This window comes from Frankia torreyi (assembly GCF_000948395.1).
Classification (GTDB): Bacteria; Actinomycetota; Actinomycetes; order Frankiales; family Frankiaceae; genus Frankia; species Frankia torreyi.
In genome coordinates, this window is record NZ_JYFN01000097.1 from 1 (window position 1) to 16,501 (window position 16,501).

15 protein-coding genes and 4 pseudogenes are annotated in these 16,501 nt (G+C 67.3%); 9 read left to right on the forward strand and 10 right to left on the reverse strand.

From position 1 onward, the window contains the following. Positions 1–93 precede the first annotated feature (93 nt). From FF36_RS29845 to FF36_RS34660, 4 genes and pseudogenes are all read right to left on the reverse strand, one after another. Positions 94–552 (reverse strand): annotated as a pseudogene (locus FF36_RS29845) (metal-dependent hydrolase); the annotation flags it as partial. Between the two features lie 206 nt (positions 553–758). Next, the gene (locus FF36_RS29850) at positions 759–1,256 is read right to left on the reverse strand and encodes a hypothetical protein (protein ID WP_236706585.1); all 498 of its coding nucleotides are present in this window, start codon (positions 1,254–1,256) and stop codon (positions 759–761) included. Between the two features lie 261 nt (positions 1,257–1,517). Continuing rightward, positions 1,518–2,513 (reverse strand): aldo/keto reductase, encoded by a 996-nt coding sequence (locus FF36_RS29855; protein WP_044888554.1) that lies wholly within the window; start codon positions 2,511–2,513, stop codon positions 1,518–1,520. 132 nt (positions 2,514–2,645) lie between these two features. Further along, positions 2,646–2,819 (reverse strand): hypothetical protein, encoded by a 174-nt coding sequence (locus FF36_RS34660; RefSeq protein WP_236706588.1) that lies wholly within the window; start codon positions 2,817–2,819, stop codon positions 2,646–2,648. On the opposite strand from FF36_RS34660, the gene FF36_RS35730 reads away from it, so the two are divergent. Together FF36_RS35730 and FF36_RS29865 are read left to right on the forward strand one after the other, a co-directional pair. Further along, positions 2,787–2,945: a type II toxin-antitoxin system HicA family toxin gene (locus FF36_RS35730; RefSeq protein ID WP_157867018.1), complete on the forward strand. Its 159-nt coding sequence runs from the start codon at positions 2,787–2,789 to the stop codon at positions 2,943–2,945. The two genes, FF36_RS34660 and FF36_RS35730, sit on opposite strands and share 33 nt — an antisense overlap. 433 nt (positions 2,946–3,378) lie before the next feature. Then, entirely contained in the window at positions 3,379–3,717 is a 339-nt protein-coding gene (locus FF36_RS29865; RefSeq protein WP_044888556.1) for a type II toxin-antitoxin system PemK/MazF family toxin, read from the forward strand. 73 nt (positions 3,718–3,790) lie between these two features. On the opposite strand, the pseudogene FF36_RS39570 reads toward FF36_RS29865, so the two are convergent. Continuing rightward, positions 3,791–4,020 (reverse strand): annotated as a pseudogene (locus FF36_RS39570) (flavodoxin); the annotation flags it as partial. A 387-nt stretch (positions 4,021–4,407) separates the two neighbouring features. Between FF36_RS39570 and FF36_RS31915 the strand changes: the two are divergent. Next, positions 4,408–4,716 carry a hypothetical protein gene (locus FF36_RS31915; protein WP_052681616.1) on the forward strand — a complete coding sequence of 103 codons (309 nt, stop codon included), beginning with the start codon at positions 4,408–4,410 and terminating at the stop codon, positions 4,714–4,716. A gap of 44 nt (positions 4,717–4,760) precedes the next feature. Here the strand turns inward: FF36_RS31915 and FF36_RS29875 are convergent, their stop codons facing one another. Together FF36_RS29875 and FF36_RS29880 are read right to left on the reverse strand one after the other, a co-directional pair. After that, the gene (locus FF36_RS29875; RefSeq protein WP_055410604.1) at positions 4,761–5,102 is read right to left on the reverse strand and encodes a hypothetical protein; all 342 of its coding nucleotides are present in this window, start codon (positions 5,100–5,102) and stop codon (positions 4,761–4,763) included. A gap of 128 nt (positions 5,103–5,230) precedes the next feature. Then, positions 5,231–5,692, reverse strand: a complete 462-nt coding sequence (locus FF36_RS29880) for a flavodoxin family protein (protein ID WP_095212423.1) — start codon at positions 5,690–5,692, stop codon at positions 5,231–5,233. Positions 5,693–5,971: 279 nt separating this feature from the next. Between FF36_RS29880 and FF36_RS39575 the strand changes: the two are divergent. After that, positions 5,972–6,952: pseudogene (locus tag FF36_RS39575) on the forward strand (BTAD domain-containing putative transcriptional regulator); the annotation flags it as partial. Positions 6,953–9,058: 2,106 nt separating this feature from the next. Here FF36_RS39575 and FF36_RS33650 read toward each other — a convergent pair. Together FF36_RS33650 and FF36_RS29900 are read right to left on the reverse strand one after the other, a co-directional pair. Next, positions 9,059–9,916, reverse strand: a complete 858-nt coding sequence (locus tag FF36_RS33650) for an ABC transporter permease (protein WP_082122353.1) — start codon at positions 9,914–9,916, stop codon at positions 9,059–9,061. After that, positions 9,913–10,980 (reverse strand): daunorubicin resistance protein DrrA family ABC transporter ATP-binding protein, encoded by a 1,068-nt coding sequence (locus tag FF36_RS29900; RefSeq protein WP_044888562.1) that lies wholly within the window; start codon positions 10,978–10,980, stop codon positions 9,913–9,915. Before FF36_RS29900 ends, FF36_RS33650 begins: the two co-directional genes overlap by 4 nt. A gap of 723 nt (positions 10,981–11,703) precedes the next feature. Between FF36_RS29900 and FF36_RS33655 the strand changes: the two genes are divergently transcribed. The 5 genes from FF36_RS33655 to FF36_RS41315 all read left to right on the forward strand — a co-directional run bounded on the left by FF36_RS33655 (position 11,704) and on the right by FF36_RS41315 (position 15,873). Further along, complete coding sequence (locus FF36_RS33655; RefSeq protein WP_082122354.1) at positions 11,704–12,306, forward strand: class I SAM-dependent methyltransferase; 603 nt, start codon at positions 11,704–11,706, stop codon at positions 12,304–12,306. 29 nt (positions 12,307–12,335) lie between these two features. After that, on the forward strand, positions 12,336–13,643 hold the full coding sequence (locus FF36_RS35175; RefSeq protein WP_128423429.1) for an effector-associated domain EAD1-containing protein: 1,308 nt from the start codon (positions 12,336–12,338) through the stop codon (positions 13,641–13,643). A gap of 384 nt (positions 13,644–14,027) precedes the next feature. After that, positions 14,028–14,627, forward strand: coding sequence for an HD domain-containing protein (locus FF36_RS29905; protein ID WP_055410828.1), 600 nt, complete (start codon positions 14,028–14,030; stop codon positions 14,625–14,627). A gap of 1 nt (position 14,628) precedes the next feature. Continuing rightward, the gene (locus tag FF36_RS33660) at positions 14,629–15,243 is read left to right on the forward strand and encodes a YqcI/YcgG family protein (RefSeq protein WP_157867019.1); all 615 of its coding nucleotides are present in this window, start codon (positions 14,629–14,631) and stop codon (positions 15,241–15,243) included. Positions 15,244–15,339: 96 nt separating this feature from the next. Beyond that, complete coding sequence (locus FF36_RS41315) at positions 15,340–15,873, forward strand: AAA family ATPase (RefSeq protein WP_422615127.1); 534 nt, start codon at positions 15,340–15,342, stop codon at positions 15,871–15,873. 296 nt (positions 15,874–16,169) lie between these two features. On the opposite strand, the pseudogene FF36_RS29920 reads toward FF36_RS41315, so the two are convergent. Beyond that, positions 16,170–16,501, reverse strand: a pseudogene (locus FF36_RS29920) (IS701 family transposase); the annotation flags it as partial.

Sequence of the window (16,501 nt, forward strand, 5' to 3'; positions counted from 1 at the left end):
GTACCGCCTCCGCGACTGACTCATTGATCTCCTCCGCTCACGGATCAATTATCCCACATAGGGATCACTGTCCGAAGAACGGGGACCACCTCAGTGCATCAGATAGACGGCGACCCCGGCCGTCACGCAGTCCTTCAGACCCGACCAGAACTCGTGCCCCTCGAAGTCCAGGCCGAGGCCGCGCAGCCCGAAGCCGACGAGGACGAACAGGGCCGCCCACCAGCCATACCGACAATGGTCCGCCAACAGGCTCATCGCAACACCCATGGCGAGCGCGAAAAGCAGGGAATGGGTGGCGTGCCGATGGCCGCCGCTGGCCCGGCTCACCCATCGGCAGATCGTCCGAGAGACCGGGCCGAGGGTGTTCGCGATCCGGCCGTTGGGATGGTCGATGTCGGGCAGCAGGCCCGCACCCGCGGCCACCACCCCGCCGGCGATCACCTGATGGGACGACAACGACAGTGCGTAGGTCCCCAGCCAGTCCTCCCGGCCCAGGAAGGGCACGACGGCCAGCCAGAGCGCCGCACCGCTCAGCGCGTGCGTCCGCCCCATCACCGCTGACAAACCTCATTGATCGGCATTCGGCGGACTCTAGCCTGACGATTCCACCGGCCACACCGGGCATGCCCGGCCGGTCCGGGCTTCCGCCGTCAGGTTCAGGCGAGGGCCGGCCGGCGCCCACTCGACGAAACGTCGACCAGCAGGACCGATCATCGCGAAGGTCGGACCGGCGCTAGGGACAATCCGCGCCACACGTGTCAATCAGCAGGGGTGGCCAGCCACGCGCGCAGGTGGTCGCCGAGGTCGAGGCGGCGCGGTACCCGCACGAGCTCGGCCGGCGTGGAGACCACCCCGAACGCGCGTAGCCGTTCCGCGAGCAGATCCCAGTCCTGCGCCCCGCCGCTGCCCTCGACCGCGGCGAGGTCCGGCGGCAGCGGGTGGTCGAAGTCGGCCCAGTCCGGCAGCAGGACCATGTAGACCATGCGCGCGATCTCCTCGATCGTCAGCTCGGACCGGAGCGCGTCGGGGGTCCTGCCACCGCCCGACATGCCCCAGCCCCGGTCATCCAGGAGGGTGATCTCCCGGCCGTCCGACAGCTCCGCGAACTCGTGCACCGTGAAGAAGAGCCCGCTGGCGGTGTCGATGTGGCCCGCCGGTACTGGGGCCGGCGTCGCCACCAGCCCCGGAACCGCGGTCGGAGCCGGCACCACCCCCGGAGCCGGGACGAGCGCCGGGTCGAGCGGGCCACTGGTCACGGACCGACCGCCCCGGGTACCACTCTCGCCACCGGCTGCGTCGGTGGCGCCCGGCGGGCATCGACGGAGAGAAGGCATCGGGCCGGCCGAAGCGAGCTCGCACCACAGGCGGATTCCCACGACGACGGGGCTCACAGGACCATCATGGCAAGATCCTCGACCAGGGCAGGAATCCTGTTCTCAAGCACCTCGATGCGATCACCCCCCGCCCGCCCTGCGCAGACACGCGGCGCACTGGCTGACGCAGCGGGCGGCCTTCGCTTACCAGGCGAAGTGCTCGGGGGCCGTGCGGTAGCCCGGGAAAATCTCGTCCAGCCGGGCGAGCGCCTTCTCGTCCAGGTGGACGTCGAGCGCCCGGACCGCGTCGTCAAGGTGCTGCTGGATGCGCGGACCCACGATCGGCGCGGTGACGGCCGGCTGGTGCAGCAGCCAGGCGAGCGCGACGTCGCCGGGCTCGTGGCCAAGCTCGGCAGCGAAGTCCTCGTAGGCCTCGATCTGGGGGCGCCTGGCCTCCAAGGTCTGCGCGGCACGGCCTTCCAGGCGCCGTCTGCTCTCGCGCTCCTTGCGCAGCACGCCGCCCAGCAGCCCGCTCTGCAGCGGCGACCACGGCAGGAGGCCCACGCCGTAGTGCTGCGCGGCGGGCAGCACCTCCAGCTCGATCTCCCGGGTGAGGAGGTTGTAGATCGGCTGCTCGCTGACCAGGCCGAACGTCCCGCGCTGGGCTGCGGCGGCCTGCGCCTGGGCGATGTGCCAGCCCGCGAAGTTGCTGCTGCCGACGTAGAGGATCTTGCCGGCCGTGACGGCGACGTCGATGGCCTGCCAGATCTCATCCCACGGGGTATCACGGTCGACGTGATGGAACTGGTAAAGATCGATGTAGTCGGTCTGCAGGCGGCTCAGGCTCGCGTCGAGGGCACGGCGGATGTTGAGCGCCGACAGCTTGCCCTCGTTGGGCCACTCCCCCATCGCGCCGTAGACCTTGGTCGCCAGCACGGTGCGCTCCCGGCGCCCGCCGCCCTGCGCGAACCAGCGGCCGATGATCGACTCGGTATAGCCCCTGCCCTCACCGAGGCCCGACACGCCGGCCGAACGCAGGCCGTAGGCGTTGGCCGTGTCGAAGAAGTTGATGCCGTACCCGTGTGCCGACTCCATGATCTTATGGGAGTCGTCCTCGCTGGTCAGAGGGCCGAAGTTCATCGTGCCCAGGCACAGGCGCGAGACGGACAGACCGGAACGACCGAGCTGGGTGAACTGCATCGTGGGCGGAGTCCTCTCGGTGGGGGATCAGCCGACACCCACGCTCGGGCAGGCGGCATGCCGGCTTCATCGAGTCTGCACCTTCGAGCGTGCTCCAGGTCAAGCCGGCCGAGCACCACCCGCGCGGTCTCCTCACCGTCGCGGCGCGAACCGGCTGCCGTCGCGATCGAGGTCAGGCCGGGAGAAAAGATAGCCGGCGTTGGGAAACGTCGACGTCCAGCCACCACCATCGGTACCCGGCCGAGTGTTCCAGCCGACGTGGTCGGAGTGCAGGTGCGTGCAGATCGCCAGATCGACGTCGGCCACGCTGACGCCCGTGGCCGCGAGCAGGGCGGGACGGTCCCGGTGCACGGCACCCGCGACCCGGCCAAGGGCACCTTGCGGGGCATCCTGAACGAGATCGGCCTGACGATCGACGAACTCGGCCTATAACAGTCGCGCACCACGGGGGCGTGTCCTGAGCGATCGTCGTCAGGCTGCGAGCGGGACGTGCGCTCCTTGTCGATCAGATGCCGAGCCAGGTCAGTCGGGCATCAGGCTGGCAGCGACAGTCGCGCCAAGCTCCCAGCAGGTGTCGCGGGCGGTCGCGTCCACCTCGCCGAGGACCGTGAGCGGGTCACGCAGACGCTTCCATTTCAACCCTGTCGTGATGGTCTCGACCCCGCGGACCGCGCCGGTGGTGTCGGAGTTGCCGTGGACGTAGAGCGCGTACGGCCGACCGATCGTCGCTTCGAGGCACGGGTAGTAGATCTGGTCGCAGCACCGTTGCTAACGTAGGGTCAGGAATAATCGTCGAAGAGCGTCCTTGTCTGCGCTCCCGTAGAGCAGGAGACAGGAGAGCAGGAGACAGGAGAGCGGAGAGCGGATGCAGGCCGGCGAAGTCTGGTGGGTGGATTTCGACGAACGACGGCCGGTGGTGCTCCTCTCGGCTGAGGTCGCCGACACGTCCCGATTCCTGGCCATGCAGGTGGTCCCGCCCGCCGGCACCGAGATCGATGGCGTGGCCGCGGAGGTCGCGATTGGCGCTCCCGAAGGACTTCCCTTCGAAGGCGTCCTACGCGTCGCGTTTCCACGTCCGGGCGTCGTCCCCTGCACCTGGCTCCTTCCGGTGACGAGAGAGGACCTGGTCAAACGGGTCAGCACCCTGCCGGCGGCGAAACTCGCCGAAATCGAGGATCTTGTCCGCCTCGGTGGCCCGGCGTAGGCAGGTCACGGCTCTCGCCGACCCCACCGCTCAAGGCCCGGGGCGGGAGGGGCGCCTGTGACAGGCTCTCCGGCTACCTGCGCAGCAGAGTGGCAGCGGTGGTTGCGCCAAGCTGCCAGCAGGCTCCGCGGTCGGCCGCGTCCAGGTCGCCGATGACCGTGAGCGGGGTCGCGCAGGTGCTTCCATTTCAGTCCGGTCGTGATCCCGGACTGCGCCGGTGGTGTCGCTGTTTCCTTGCACATAGAGCGCGTAGGGGCGGCCGACCGTAGCATCCAGGCACGGATAGTGGATCTGGTCGCAGAACCACGCCGAACCCGGGCCACGAGAGCGTGACTCTTGGCAACATCACCGGTCTGCTCCCGCACGCCACCGATCTACCGCTTCGTATCACCGCGCAGGGCCGCGATGAACCAGTCAAAGACCGGGACCAGGCTCGGGCCTCGCCTACACGACCGACCTCGGCCTCGTCCGACGGACCGCGTCCACGGTGGAAATCGCCAACCCGATCTACCGCAACGTGATCACACGAGTTCTCGCCGACGGACTTTTGACGGCGTTGCCGGCGCACCGCAGCCACGTTCGTTTGTTCTCGCCGACGGCCGCCTGGACCTACCCGGACCACTCGAACGGTTCACCGAGTTCTGGCACCGGACCGAGGACGTCCTTGAGGCCGACGAGCCCTACCGCAAGGTGACCCCCCACGTCACGCTACTCGGATACCTCGACCGCGCCATGAACGGCAGCGGCTTCGTCGACCGCGAGTATGGCGTGGGCCGCGGCGCCATGGACTTGCTCATCCGCTGGAGCCATACAGGGCCCGACGGCAGATCTACGGTCCAGCGCGAGGCGCTGGAGGTCAAGACCCACCGCCCTGGACATGCCGATCCGACCCAGGCCGGCATCCGCCAGCTCGACAGCTGTCTACTCCGCCTCGTACTGACCACCGGCCACCTCGTGATCTTCGATCAGCGACCCGCCGTCGCTTTCAGGATCGGATAGTAGATCTGGTCGCAGAAATGTGCCGAACCCTGGTCAGGAAGAAGTCACTTTCGGCGACGGCTGGTCCGACCCGAAGGGTTCAGTGCGGTGACGCGCTGTCGTAGCTCATCGAAGAACACGACCTCGTAAGAAGGCCCCAGCTCCCGCGCCACGCGGATTGCCAGAGCGTAGCCTCGCTTGTTCCAGTCGGCCTGGACCTGTTCGCTCGGCCAGCTGTAGCCGTTGGCGATCAGTACGCGGGTGTAGTCGGCCGACCACAGGTCGAGCTCGTCACGCAGCACATCGGTCAGCGGCAGCTCCTCGGACGACGGCATCCCGCCTTCCTCGCTGACCCACAACGGAAAAGCGTAGTAATCGGCCATCACCTTCACCCGCCGCACAGCCATGTCTAATCATAATGCCAAGCTCAGTTATGAGCCCGTGAGACGCACACCGCCGAACGCTGCGACGTCAACGGCGGTCCGCCTGCCAGAAATATCTGCCTTCCGCCGCCCCGAGTCGCCGCTGCGGGCACCTACATCACAAGACTCGCCGCCGCTGTCGCACCGAGCTCCCAGCAGGCTTCCCGGGCGGCCGGGTCCAAGGCTCCGACGACGGTGACCGGATCACGCAGCCGCTTCCAGCGCAGGCCGGTCGCGATCGACTCCACAGCGTGGACGGCTCCTGTCGTATCGTTATTCCCGTGGACGTACAAGGCGTACGGACGACCAACCGTAGCGTCAAGACACGGATAGTAGACAGTGTCGAAGAAGTGCTTCAGCGCGCCGGACATGTAGCCGATGTTGGCGGGTGTCCCCAGCAGGTAGCCGTCAGCGGCGAGCACGTCGACCGCGGTGGCGGCCAGCGCCGGTCGTACCCGGACATCCACCCCCTCGATGGCCTCGTCCCCGGCGCCGGCGAGGACCGCCTCCAGCATCGCCTGCATGGTCGGTGAGGGCGTGTGGTGAACGACGAGGAGAGTCGGCATCGTGACGATGCTAGGAGCCGCGGCAGGCGCCACGGCATGCGGTGACGTCGGTCGGTGGTCGGTGGTCGGTCGCGGTGTCGTCGGTCGCTGGGCGGCGGCGGCGGTCCGCAGCGAGCCGGGCCGTCGGTGGTCGGCCGGCCTAGACTGATCAGCGTGGTCGTGAGCCTCACCCTCCTGGACGGGGTGCGCTGGGAGGGCGTCCCGGTGACGGGCGAGCGGCCGCAGGCGCTGCTGGCGGCGTTGGCGTCCGAACAGGGGCGGTCGGTGCGGTCTCGGCGACTGGTCGAGATGATCTGGTGTGACGAGCCGTTGGCCAACCCGACCAAGGGGCTGCAGGTGGTCGTCTCCCGGACCAGGGCGGCCTGCGGCGCCGACGCGGTGGTGCGTGACGGCGACGGCTACCGACTCGGCCTCGCGCCGGTGCAGGTCGACAGCTGCCTGCTCGGCGAGTTGGTGGCCGAGGCCGCCGGACTCGTCGCGGCTGATCCGCAGGCCGCCGCCGAGCGGGCCCGCGAGGCGCTCGAGCTCGGCGCGTCGCTGCCGCCGGTGCCCGCGGACGATCGGGGGACGCTCGCCGACGTCCGCCGGGCGGCCGGCCGCGACCTGGCAGCGGCGCGGCTGCTGCTGGCCCGGGTCGCGAGCCGGACGGGCCGGCACGCCGAGGCCCTCCCGCTGCTGGAGGCGGCCCACGCGGGGCGGCCCGACGACGAGGGCCTGCTGGCCGACCTGCTGCGCAGCGAGGCCGCGGTGCGCGGGCCCGGGGCGGCCCTGCACCGCTTCGAGGGCTACCGCCGGGACCTGCGGGAGCGGCTGGGCACCAGCCCCGGGGAGATCCTCTCCCGCGTCCAGCGCGAGCTGCTCGCCCTCGACCGGCCCGTCCGCGATGGGATCCGGTACGACGCCACCGCCCTGCTGGGCCGCCAGCACGACGTCGACCGGCTGCGGGCACTGCTGGACCGGTCCCGGGTGGTGTCGATCGTCGGGCCGGGGGGTCTCGGCAAGACTCGCCTGGCGTACCTGCTCGCCCGGGACAGCCCGCTACCGGTGGTGCATGTCGTCCAACTCGTCGGGGTGACGGCGCCCGAGGACCTGCTCGGCGAGATCGGTGCCGCGCTCGGGGTCCGCGACTCGATCGGCGACCGCCGGGTGCTGACCCCGACGCAGCGCGCCGACCTGCGCACCCGCATCGCCGCGCGGCTCGCCCGGGGGCCGAGCCTGTTGCTGCTGGACAACTGCGAACACCTTGTCGTCGAGGTCGCCGAGCTCGTCGCCTTCCTCGTCACGGCCACCGCCGACCTGCGGGTGCTCACGACGAGCCGGGCCCCGCTGGCGATCAGCGCCGAACGGGTCTACCTGCTCGGGGAACTGGCCCGCGCCGACGCGATCGAGCTGTTCTGCCAGCGCGCCGCCGCCGCCCGCCCCACCGTCCGGCTCGACCGTGCGGTGATCGGCCGGATCGTCGACCGGCTCGACGGGCTGCCGCTGGCGATCGAGCTGGCGGCGGCCCGGGTCCGGGCGATGTCGGTGGAGGACGTCGACCGACGGCTGGCGGACCGGTTCACCCTGCTGCGCGGTGGGGATCGGGGCGCGCCGGATCGCCATCGCACGCTGCTCGCGGTCATCGACTGGTCGTGGAACCTGCTGGCGGAGCCGGAGCGGCGCTCGCTGCGCCGGCTGGCGCTCTTCCCCGACGGCTTCACCCTCGCCGCGGCGGAGGAGGTCCTCGCCGCCCCCGGCCCCGCCGACGCGGGAGCGGACCGCGATCCCGTCGACACGGTGCAGAACCTCGTCGACCAGTCCTTGCTGAGCGTGCGCGAGTCGGCCGACGGCGTGCGCTACCGGATGTTGGAGACGGTGCGGGAGTTCGGTCGGCTACGGCTGGCCCAGTCCGGCGAGCAGGCATCGGCGCGGCGGGCCCAGCGGAACTGGGCGGTCGGCCACGCGATCCGACACGGCGGAGAGCTGTCCAGCGAGCGGCAGTTCGCGGCGATCGACGCGATCGCGGCCGAGGAGACGAACCTCGCCGACGAGCTGCGGACCGCGCTGGCCGGCGGCGACGCCGAGACGGTCGTGCGGCTGGTGACGGTGCTCGAACAGTTCTGGACGATCCGCGGCGAGCACGTCCGGATGATGACGCTGATCGACGCGGTCACCACGATGCTGTCCGACTGGACACCGCCGCCCGGGTTGGTCCCGGTGGCGCTGGCCGCCGTCACCGCTGCGGCGAGAACCGCGATCTTCATGGGTGACGGGGTTCTCTCGTCGCCGGTCCGCGACCTGCTCGCACGGCTGGACCCGGAGGTGGCGGGCGATCCGTCGCTGGCCGGTGCGACCCGGGTCCTGCTCGCCCTCGCCCCGGCGACGCCGGCCGCGGAGATCGAGACGCGGCTCGCGCGGCTGGCGGATGCTCCCGATCGGCACACCGCCCTGCACGCGCTGGTGTGGCTGACCCACCAGCGGGAGAACTCCGGCGACGTGCGGGCCTCGGCCGCGACCGCCACCCGGGCGCTGGCACTCGCCGGGCCGGCGGACGGGCCGTGGCTGACGGCCCTGTTGCACACCCGGCTTGCCGAACTGTGGATGCAGCTCGGGGATCTGCCGGCCGCCCGTGCCCACGCCCGGGCGGCCCTGCCGGTCCTGGAGCGGCTCGGTGCCCACGACGATGTCGCGCAGCTACGGGCGCTGCTGGCGCTCGACGCGATCAACGAGGGCCGGCTCGACGCCGCCGAGCAGCACCTCGCCGGAATCGGCGCGCCCAGCGCCACGCTGCAAGGCGGCCCGATGATGGCGGCGGTGGGCCGCGCGGAGCTCGCCCTCGCCCGCGGCGACACGGCCGGCGGCCTGCGCCGCTACCTGGACGCGGCGCAGGCGCTGCGGGCGATGCGGTGGCCCGGCGTCGCACCGACCGGCGTCGAGCCCTGGGCCCTCGTCGGGGACGCGGTGGCGCTGGCCGCGTTCACCTGGCACGCGACCGCCGACGACGACCTCGCCACCGGCCATGAGCTGTTCTGCTCCGGTCTGCTGCGGTGCGTCGGCGCGGTCCGGCGCGGCGACGCCGCGATCGACTATCCGGCCTGCGGGACGCTGTTGTTCGCGCTCGGGGCCTGGGGCCTTCGCGACGCCCGGCCGACCGGGACGACGGTGGGCGAGGCGGTGGAGCTGCTCGCGCTGGCGCAACGATTCTCCTATGTCGCGACGATCCCGTCGCTGGGATGGGCGCGGGTCGAGGCGCTCGCCGAGCGCCGGGCGCCCGGGGCGCTCCCGGCGGCCCGGGCGGCCGACGACGAGCGGCGCCCGGCGGAGCTGCTCGACGAGGCGTGCCTCCTCGTCGAGCGGCTGGCCGCACGGCTCGACGACGTAGCGCCGGGCCACGGGTCACAGGTGCCGCTTGTAGCGGGCGACCGACAGCGGCATGAAGATCACCACCACGACGAGCCCGGTGAGCAGCGTCCAGCCCACCTGCGCGGTGAGCACGCCGTTGTTGGCCAGGTCCCGGCTGGCGGAGACGAGATGTGACACCGGGTTGACCTTGGTGAAGGTCTCCAGCCAGCCCGGCATCGTCCTCGACGGCACGAACGCGTTGGACAGGAAGGTCAGCGGAAAAAGGATCATCATCGAGATCCCCTGCACGCCGCGGGCGCTGCGGGCGACCGTGCCGATCCAGGTGAACGCCCACGCGATCGCCCAGCCGGTGAGGACCGCCAGCAGGATCGCCCCGAGCACGCCGAGTACCCCGCCGCCGGGCCGGTAGCCGAGGATCAGGCCCATCAGGTAGGTCAGGCTCGCCCCGATCAGGTACCGGACCAGGTCGGCGACCATCGGGCCGGCCAGTGGGGCGACCCGGGACATCGGCAGCGACCGGAACCGGTCGAAGACCCCCTTGTCCATGTCCTCCCGCAACTGCGTCCCGGTGGCCATGCAGGTGGTGAGCACGGTCTGGGCGACGATGCCGGGGATCAGCAGCGGCAGGTAGCTGTGGACGTCACCGGAGATCGCGCCGCCGAACACGTAGGCGAACATCGCGGTGAACAGCAGCGGCTGCAGCGCGACGTCGAAGAACTGTTCCGGGTTGCGGCGCATCTTCTTCAACGCCCGCCACGCCATCGCGAGGGTCTGGGCGAGGGTGTCCCCCAGACCGGGCCGGGCCCGCGTGCGGGCGACGGCGGCCGCCGGATCAGCCGGGGCCGGTCGCGGGCGGCGCACGGCGGTCGGCTCGGCGAGAACGGTGTTCATCGGACCCTCTCCGTGGTGGTGTCGACGAGGCTGGGCGTGTCCTGACCGGGGACGGCTCCGGCCGGCCCGTCGGCGTCGGCCGGCCCGTCGGCATCGGCCGGACCGTCGGCATCGGGACCGGCCGCGGTGCCGTGGCCGGTGAGGGCGAAGAAGACCTCGTCGAGGGTCGGCTTGGCGACGCTGACCGAGGCGATCGAGACAGCGGCCTCGCGCAGCGCGATCAGCACGTCGGCGGCCCGGTCGGCGACGTCGAGCGGAACGTTCAGCCGGCCGGACTCGGGGGTGGTGACCGGCTCCTCGCCGAGCACGCGGCGCACCACCGCGCGGGCGAGCGCCTGATCGGCTCCGGGGGCGAGCTGAAGTTGCAGGGTCGAGTCGCCGACCTGGGTCTTGAGCTCGTCCGGCGTGCCCTCGGCGACCTTGCGGCCGTGGTCGATCACGCAGACCCGGTCGGCGAGCTGGTCGGCCTCGTCCAGGTACTGCGTGGTGAGCAGGACGGTGCAGCCGTCGTCGACGAGCTCGCGGATGGTGTCCCACATCTGGCCGCGGGTGCGCGGGTCGAGGCCGGTCGTCGGTTCGTCCAGGAAGATCAGCGGCGGCCGGGTGATGAGGGAGGCGGCGAGGTCGAGGCGGCGGCGCATCCCACCGGAGAACGCCGAGATCCGCCGCTCGGCGGCCTCCCCCAGACCGAACTGCTCCAGCAGCCGGCGCGCGGTGGTACGCGCGTCCGCCGAGCGCAGGCCCTGGAGCCGGCCGAACAGCCACAGGTTCTCCGCGGCGGTGAGGTCCTCGTCCACGGAGGCGTACTGGCCGGTCACGCCGATGAGCTGACGGACCCGGTGGGGCTCGGCGGCGACGTCGACGCCGAAGATCTCGGCCCGGCCGCCGTCGATCGGCAGCAGCGTGGCCAGCATCTTCAGCATCGTCGTCTTCCCGGCGCCGTTGGGCCCGAGCACTCCGAAGATCTCGCCGTGGCGCACCTCGAGATCGATCTCGTCGACGGCCCGAAAGTCGCCGAATCTCTTGACCAGGCCGCCGGCCTGGACCGCGGGCATCGCTGTCACACGTCTTCCTTCCACGGGATGCGGGCAAGGGCGGTACTGGTGGAGCGGGTACGGATGAACGAACGTCGGGGCGGGGAGGGGGTTGCTGAGCAGGACGCTAGACAACGGCGGTATCACCGCCCCTACACACCGGTTTCACTCGCTTTCAGACGATGACATCGGCCGATTCGCTCGGCAGACGTCGAGCCAGGAGTGACCGCCGCCGCCCTCCGACAGCGCCATCTCAGTAACGAGAGGATCGTATCGCCGCAGGTCAGCCATCACCGGACGCAATCCGGAAGTACCTGCCTCGCTCCCGACCGCGGTCATCTATCATCGAGGCGACGACAAGACCTCTCGGTGGGCTGCTCGTGGTCAAACCACGCCGCCGCCCACTGACATGGGTCGGTCAATAGCATAAACGTATCGCGCAAGCCGGGGGGGCGTGAGGTGCGGCCAGCATCGCGGGTATCAGAATTCGTACGCCGCATCTGCCGGCGTGACAATCAGTGGTCGGCGACTTTCGATTCGGTCTCGGTTCTCGAACCGGTCTGCAGCAACGCAGCGCCAGACCGCGTGTTTCCCTCGAGTCCACACGGGTGGACCACCGATGCAGCCCAGGCGCTTTTCTCTCCGCCACGACAGCTCTCGGCGGACTACATATCTGACACCGTCCCGCGGCCTCTTCATCTCTGGGATCAGGCATGTCAAGCAGATCCCGTCCGGAACGAATATGTCATTCCTATGCTGTGGCAGGAGATCTCCGAGTCCAAAGCATCTTCGGTGATGGATCTTGGTTGCGGCAGCGGGTATCTAACGAGGCGCCTTCTCGCCCGGAGTTCCGGCCAAATCGTCCGGTGGGTTCTTGTCGATTCCAACCGGGATGCCCTCGCCTTCGCACGCGAGCGCCTCAATGGCGCTTCGAATATCGAGGTAGCTCACGGTGACATAACCCAACCCCAGCCGTCCCGATGGGTAGATCCTGTTGACTTTGCCTTTCTCGCATTTACGCTCCTCGAGGTTCAGGTCGACGCTACCGTTGCCTCCAACATCGAGGCACAACTCGCCCCGTCAGGCACAGTTGTCGTAGTATTGCCCGACGTCCTCACCGACATCTACCAGCTCGGCGACCCGGCCGTCGAAGCTTTAGGGAAGTACATCAAAGGTCAAGTATTCCTCGATAAGATCGACAAGTTCACCGGAAGAAGCTATCCATTTTACGCACAACGGATTGAGAAAATCATATCCGCATTCTTGGATTGCAGCTTTTTCCTGAGCAATATCCGACAGATCGAAACCAGGACTGGTCACAGCATATACTTTCTTCGCTTCCGGCGGAGATCATGAAAGGGGGTCGACCGAGCCTCATTTCAACTGTGACCGGCAGCCCAGTCGAGCGTATCTATATCCACTTTCTCGACTATTATCACGAGGCGCGAGCCAGGAAAAACTTCTCGATCAGCAACGACACAATTTTCAGGGAAGCACTATTCGGATTCAGGATCGCATTGATATTCGCGGATGAGCTGGTAATCCCGGCATCCTCCTACTTCGAGAGCCGGCTCTGTCGCCGCATGCTGCGGCTGCACAGTGGCTTCGTCGAGACCGGCGATATAGCAATTTCCGCCACAGAAACGAGCCTACTCGAACATCGCCAGCAAAAGGAGTCCCAGTATGGCAGCGCATCTCCTACCGGCCTGCAAGCTTCCTACCGGCGGCGCCCCGCCCAGGTACCACCGAGGTACATCAGGCGCACAGGTCGGTCGACGCCCCTTATCCGTCGCCAATGGCTTGGAGCACTCGACGGACCTGATATACGACGGCAACTCGATCCGGAAGGAGAACTGGAGCTTCCAGCGGACGTCGAGGTCCTGTGGTCGCAAGTTCCCGAGCTATTAGCGGGACAGGCTTTCGTACCCGACCACGTCCTGAACATCTTCCAGGTGCGCGGCACCAAGGCCATTACCAGGAACCACTTCGAAGGAATCATTGAGGGTGCCTATACGGCAGGGTATGCACGTTCCCTCGGTGCCGCACTCATGACCGACATGATATATCTAGAAAGCCCGTTCCAGATGCCTGAAGACATAATTAGAATTCCATATCGGAGAATCTCTAGAGCTCTATCGGCGTTGGACCTGAGGTCGCCGCTAATCGCGGCGGAACCACGGGCTCTCATACGAATGCGGTCCCTGCCCACATGGACAGCACTCGCCAACATCATACTTGATGGTCGACATGAATCGTCGGCGGACGAGACCGCCGCCCAAGAGTGCAGGGAGATTCTTCGGGAAACGTCAACTCCTCGTGTTCAGTTTAACAGCAGTCCGAGGGACTCTTCTCGCATGCGGAGCGGGGGACTGACCGACGAGGAAATCAACGCGCTCGCAGAGGCGTTCAGCACCCCGCTGAACGCGACCCAACTGTTGGAACGGGCGGGCTGGCCACGGTCGAGTCATCCTTTGTGGGGAGTCGGATCCGCCTTGACATTCTGGCGCGAGGTCAGCGCCCAGCTCAAAGCTGGCGTAATAGCCGACGGGTCAGCCCGCGTGCTACGCATGGCCCAGGAGCAGTTCCCTGCAAGCTCGGTGTTCGGGACGATCGGCCGTGGTGCGGAACGCAGGCGGCCGCCGGGTGACAGCGCGGGATCGGGCGACCGTCGCAGTATTAGCCGATCCTCCTGAGGAGATCGCTGCCAGGCGACCTCTTTCGGCGAGGCTCATCGACACTCTCTACCATGGCCGAATCGGTCATAGGATCCACATTGTCACCACGGCGTCGACGCTTGAAAGAACTGCCATAATCAATCACAAGTAGTGTCCTGTTTCAGGATAGACCGGCCCGCAATCGGGTCGCGGCCCGACAAGACTTAAGTGCCGGCGAAATGGAGACATCTGGCGTGGCGAAGGACACCTGGCACCGCGGATGTCGCTATGTTGTGATCTGCGGAATCGCCGATTTCGGCGAGAGATGCAAGAACGATCAATAACTCGGATACGCGTCGGCCAGCGCCGTCGCGCTCGCACGCGCACTGCTCGGGTATGTTCAGACGATACGGGAGGTTGGCCATGGATAGCAGCAGTCGCGATATCGACTTTCTTTATGAAATTGGAACAATGCGGCATATAGTTCGCACCTGGATGCAGTTCGGCGGACTGAACGTCGCCAATGTCGCCGAGCACACGCTGAGGGTCGCCTGGATCTCAAGCGTAATTGCGAAGAGGGAAGGAGCGGACGTTGGGCGATGCGCTCTTCTCGCATTGGCACATGACCTCTGCGAAACTCGCACGGGCGACGTCAACTATCTCACCAGGATGTACGTCGATCGTAATGAGATGTTGGCGATAAAGGACATCTCACAGGGCACCTCTCTCGCGGACGATCTGCTGGATCTATGGGCAGAATACGAGGAGCAGAAGACGCTCGAGTCGCGCATCGTAAAGGATGCAGACAGTCTCGACTGTGACCTCGAACTGTCCGAACTTTCCAGCACCGGAGCCGATATGAGCCAGGCCCTCTGCAAGACCCGAGAGCGCGCCGCCGAAAAACTTCGAACGGAGAGCGGAAGGGCGCTCTATGCAGTCATCGCGGCATCTCATCCACATGCGTGGCATCTCGGCACAAGAAACCGCCTGACCTCGGGCGACTGGCATGAGGGAAGGAGATAAGTTGTACGACGGCTTCTCCGAGGTGTTGCGGAACACTCTCTGCCCGTTCGCGCCCAGCGCCCGAATCTGCTGGGGACCTTCCTGGGATCGCGATCAGACGTTCGAAAGCAACATACATCGAGTCGCAGGCGCGATCGAGGAATTCTGCAGCCGGATAACAGCCGACACGCTCGATGCTCTTGTCGTAGAAGTTTCCTCAGGCCCGCAACTGCTGGATTTCTCTCATGCGTGCGAGATGTTCGCCAAGACGCTCGAGTCACTGAGTGCGCTCGACCCCAACCGAGCCGACTGCCTAACGCGAGACTTCTATTCTCCCTCCTGGCAATTCGAGTTCGCGGGAGTCCGTCTGTTTCTTTCCGTGTTCGCGCCGTGCTACCCCCCGAATAACACGAGACATGTTCACGAGAACGACCGAATGTATCTACTGTTCCAGCCCGACGAGTCGTTCGACCGAGTTCTCGATGGGCGGGATCGCCTGGCCGTGCGACGCAATATTCGGCAGCGTTTCCTGGACGACGGTCGGCCCTACCGCTGGGATGTGATCGATGGTCGGATCGAAGCCCTGATCTACATGTTGCCCACAGGTACCGAGCCCGCCATCAAATGGTGGAAGTAGCATGGCAGCGACAAGCCCTTCAGTGGGCGTTTATCGGAGGAAGAGAATTTGAGTCAGGAAAACTTCGTCCACGCGAGCCCGAAGGCCAGCCTCGTCTTGGTAGGATACTCCGGGTCTGGCAAGTCGACCGTAGCTAGACTCGTCGGCGAGAAGGCCGGATGCCGGGTTATTGAATTCGGCGACGTCATCCGCTCCGAGGCAGTGAGGCAAGGCTCAGTCGAGCCCTTGTGGAGGCTCGGGCAGAGCCTCATCAAAGACCAAGGACCACTCTGGATCGCCGATCAGGTTCTACGGCAGTCTGCACCGGGAAAAACTACGATCTTTGTTGGTGCGCGGTCAGCCCTGGAAGTTGCTCATATTCTTCGATCCATCCCTGCACTTGTGATCGGGATCGATGTTCCGGTAGAGGAACGGATGCGGAGACGGCTCCGTAGAGGGCGCAGTCACGAGAGCCGCGAAGGTCTCGCCGAGCGCGACTCGGTGGAGGCGGCTGGCGGCATCGCGGGCGTGCTTGCCTACGCCTCGGTTCTGGTCGCCTCATCCGGTAGCCCAGATTCGGACGCGCGTGAGGTCTTGAATAAATGGCGTTCCCTGTCCGGATCGGCTGTCGGTGATTTCGCGAAGTCGTAGATCTTGAAGAAGGACCGCGGGCGCCGGTCAGGGTAAGGCGGGCAGTATCCGCAGTCGGGTGAGCGCTACGGTGAGACGGCGGATCATCACAGCATCCTCACTCTGCCAGCCCACCGTCACCGAACGCATCACGGTCCCGTGGAGCACCAAGATGGTCGGACCGAGACCGGGACCAGGAGGGATGCGCGGCGCGGTTCCGCGGAACAAAATGATCATCAGGATATGGTTCTGTGGACGTGCCGCGTACCCTCCACGAGGCCGGCCCCGAAGGACTAGTACTACAGCACCAGTGATCTTTATGTGGCTGCTGCCTGCCGGGCGATGCTTTGGGCAGCGTAGATCCGGGTCTGGTAGTGGTAGTAGCGGGCGCGGGCCTGGTGGCCGCGGCGCCAGTCCGACCACCAGGTGATCATGGCGGGTGGGAGAACGGCTTCGGTGAACAGGGCGAAGACATGGCGGATCTCGTTGAGGGTGAACGGTGTCATCATGCGCCTGTCCGGTTCCGGCTGTTCGGCGACCGGCAGGCCACCGGGGAGACGCTTGTATCCCACGGCGGTCATCGTCGGCGGGACGGCCGGCGGGTTCTGGTCGCGGTGTTTCCTCGCGGTGACGGCGAGCCAGGCGTGGG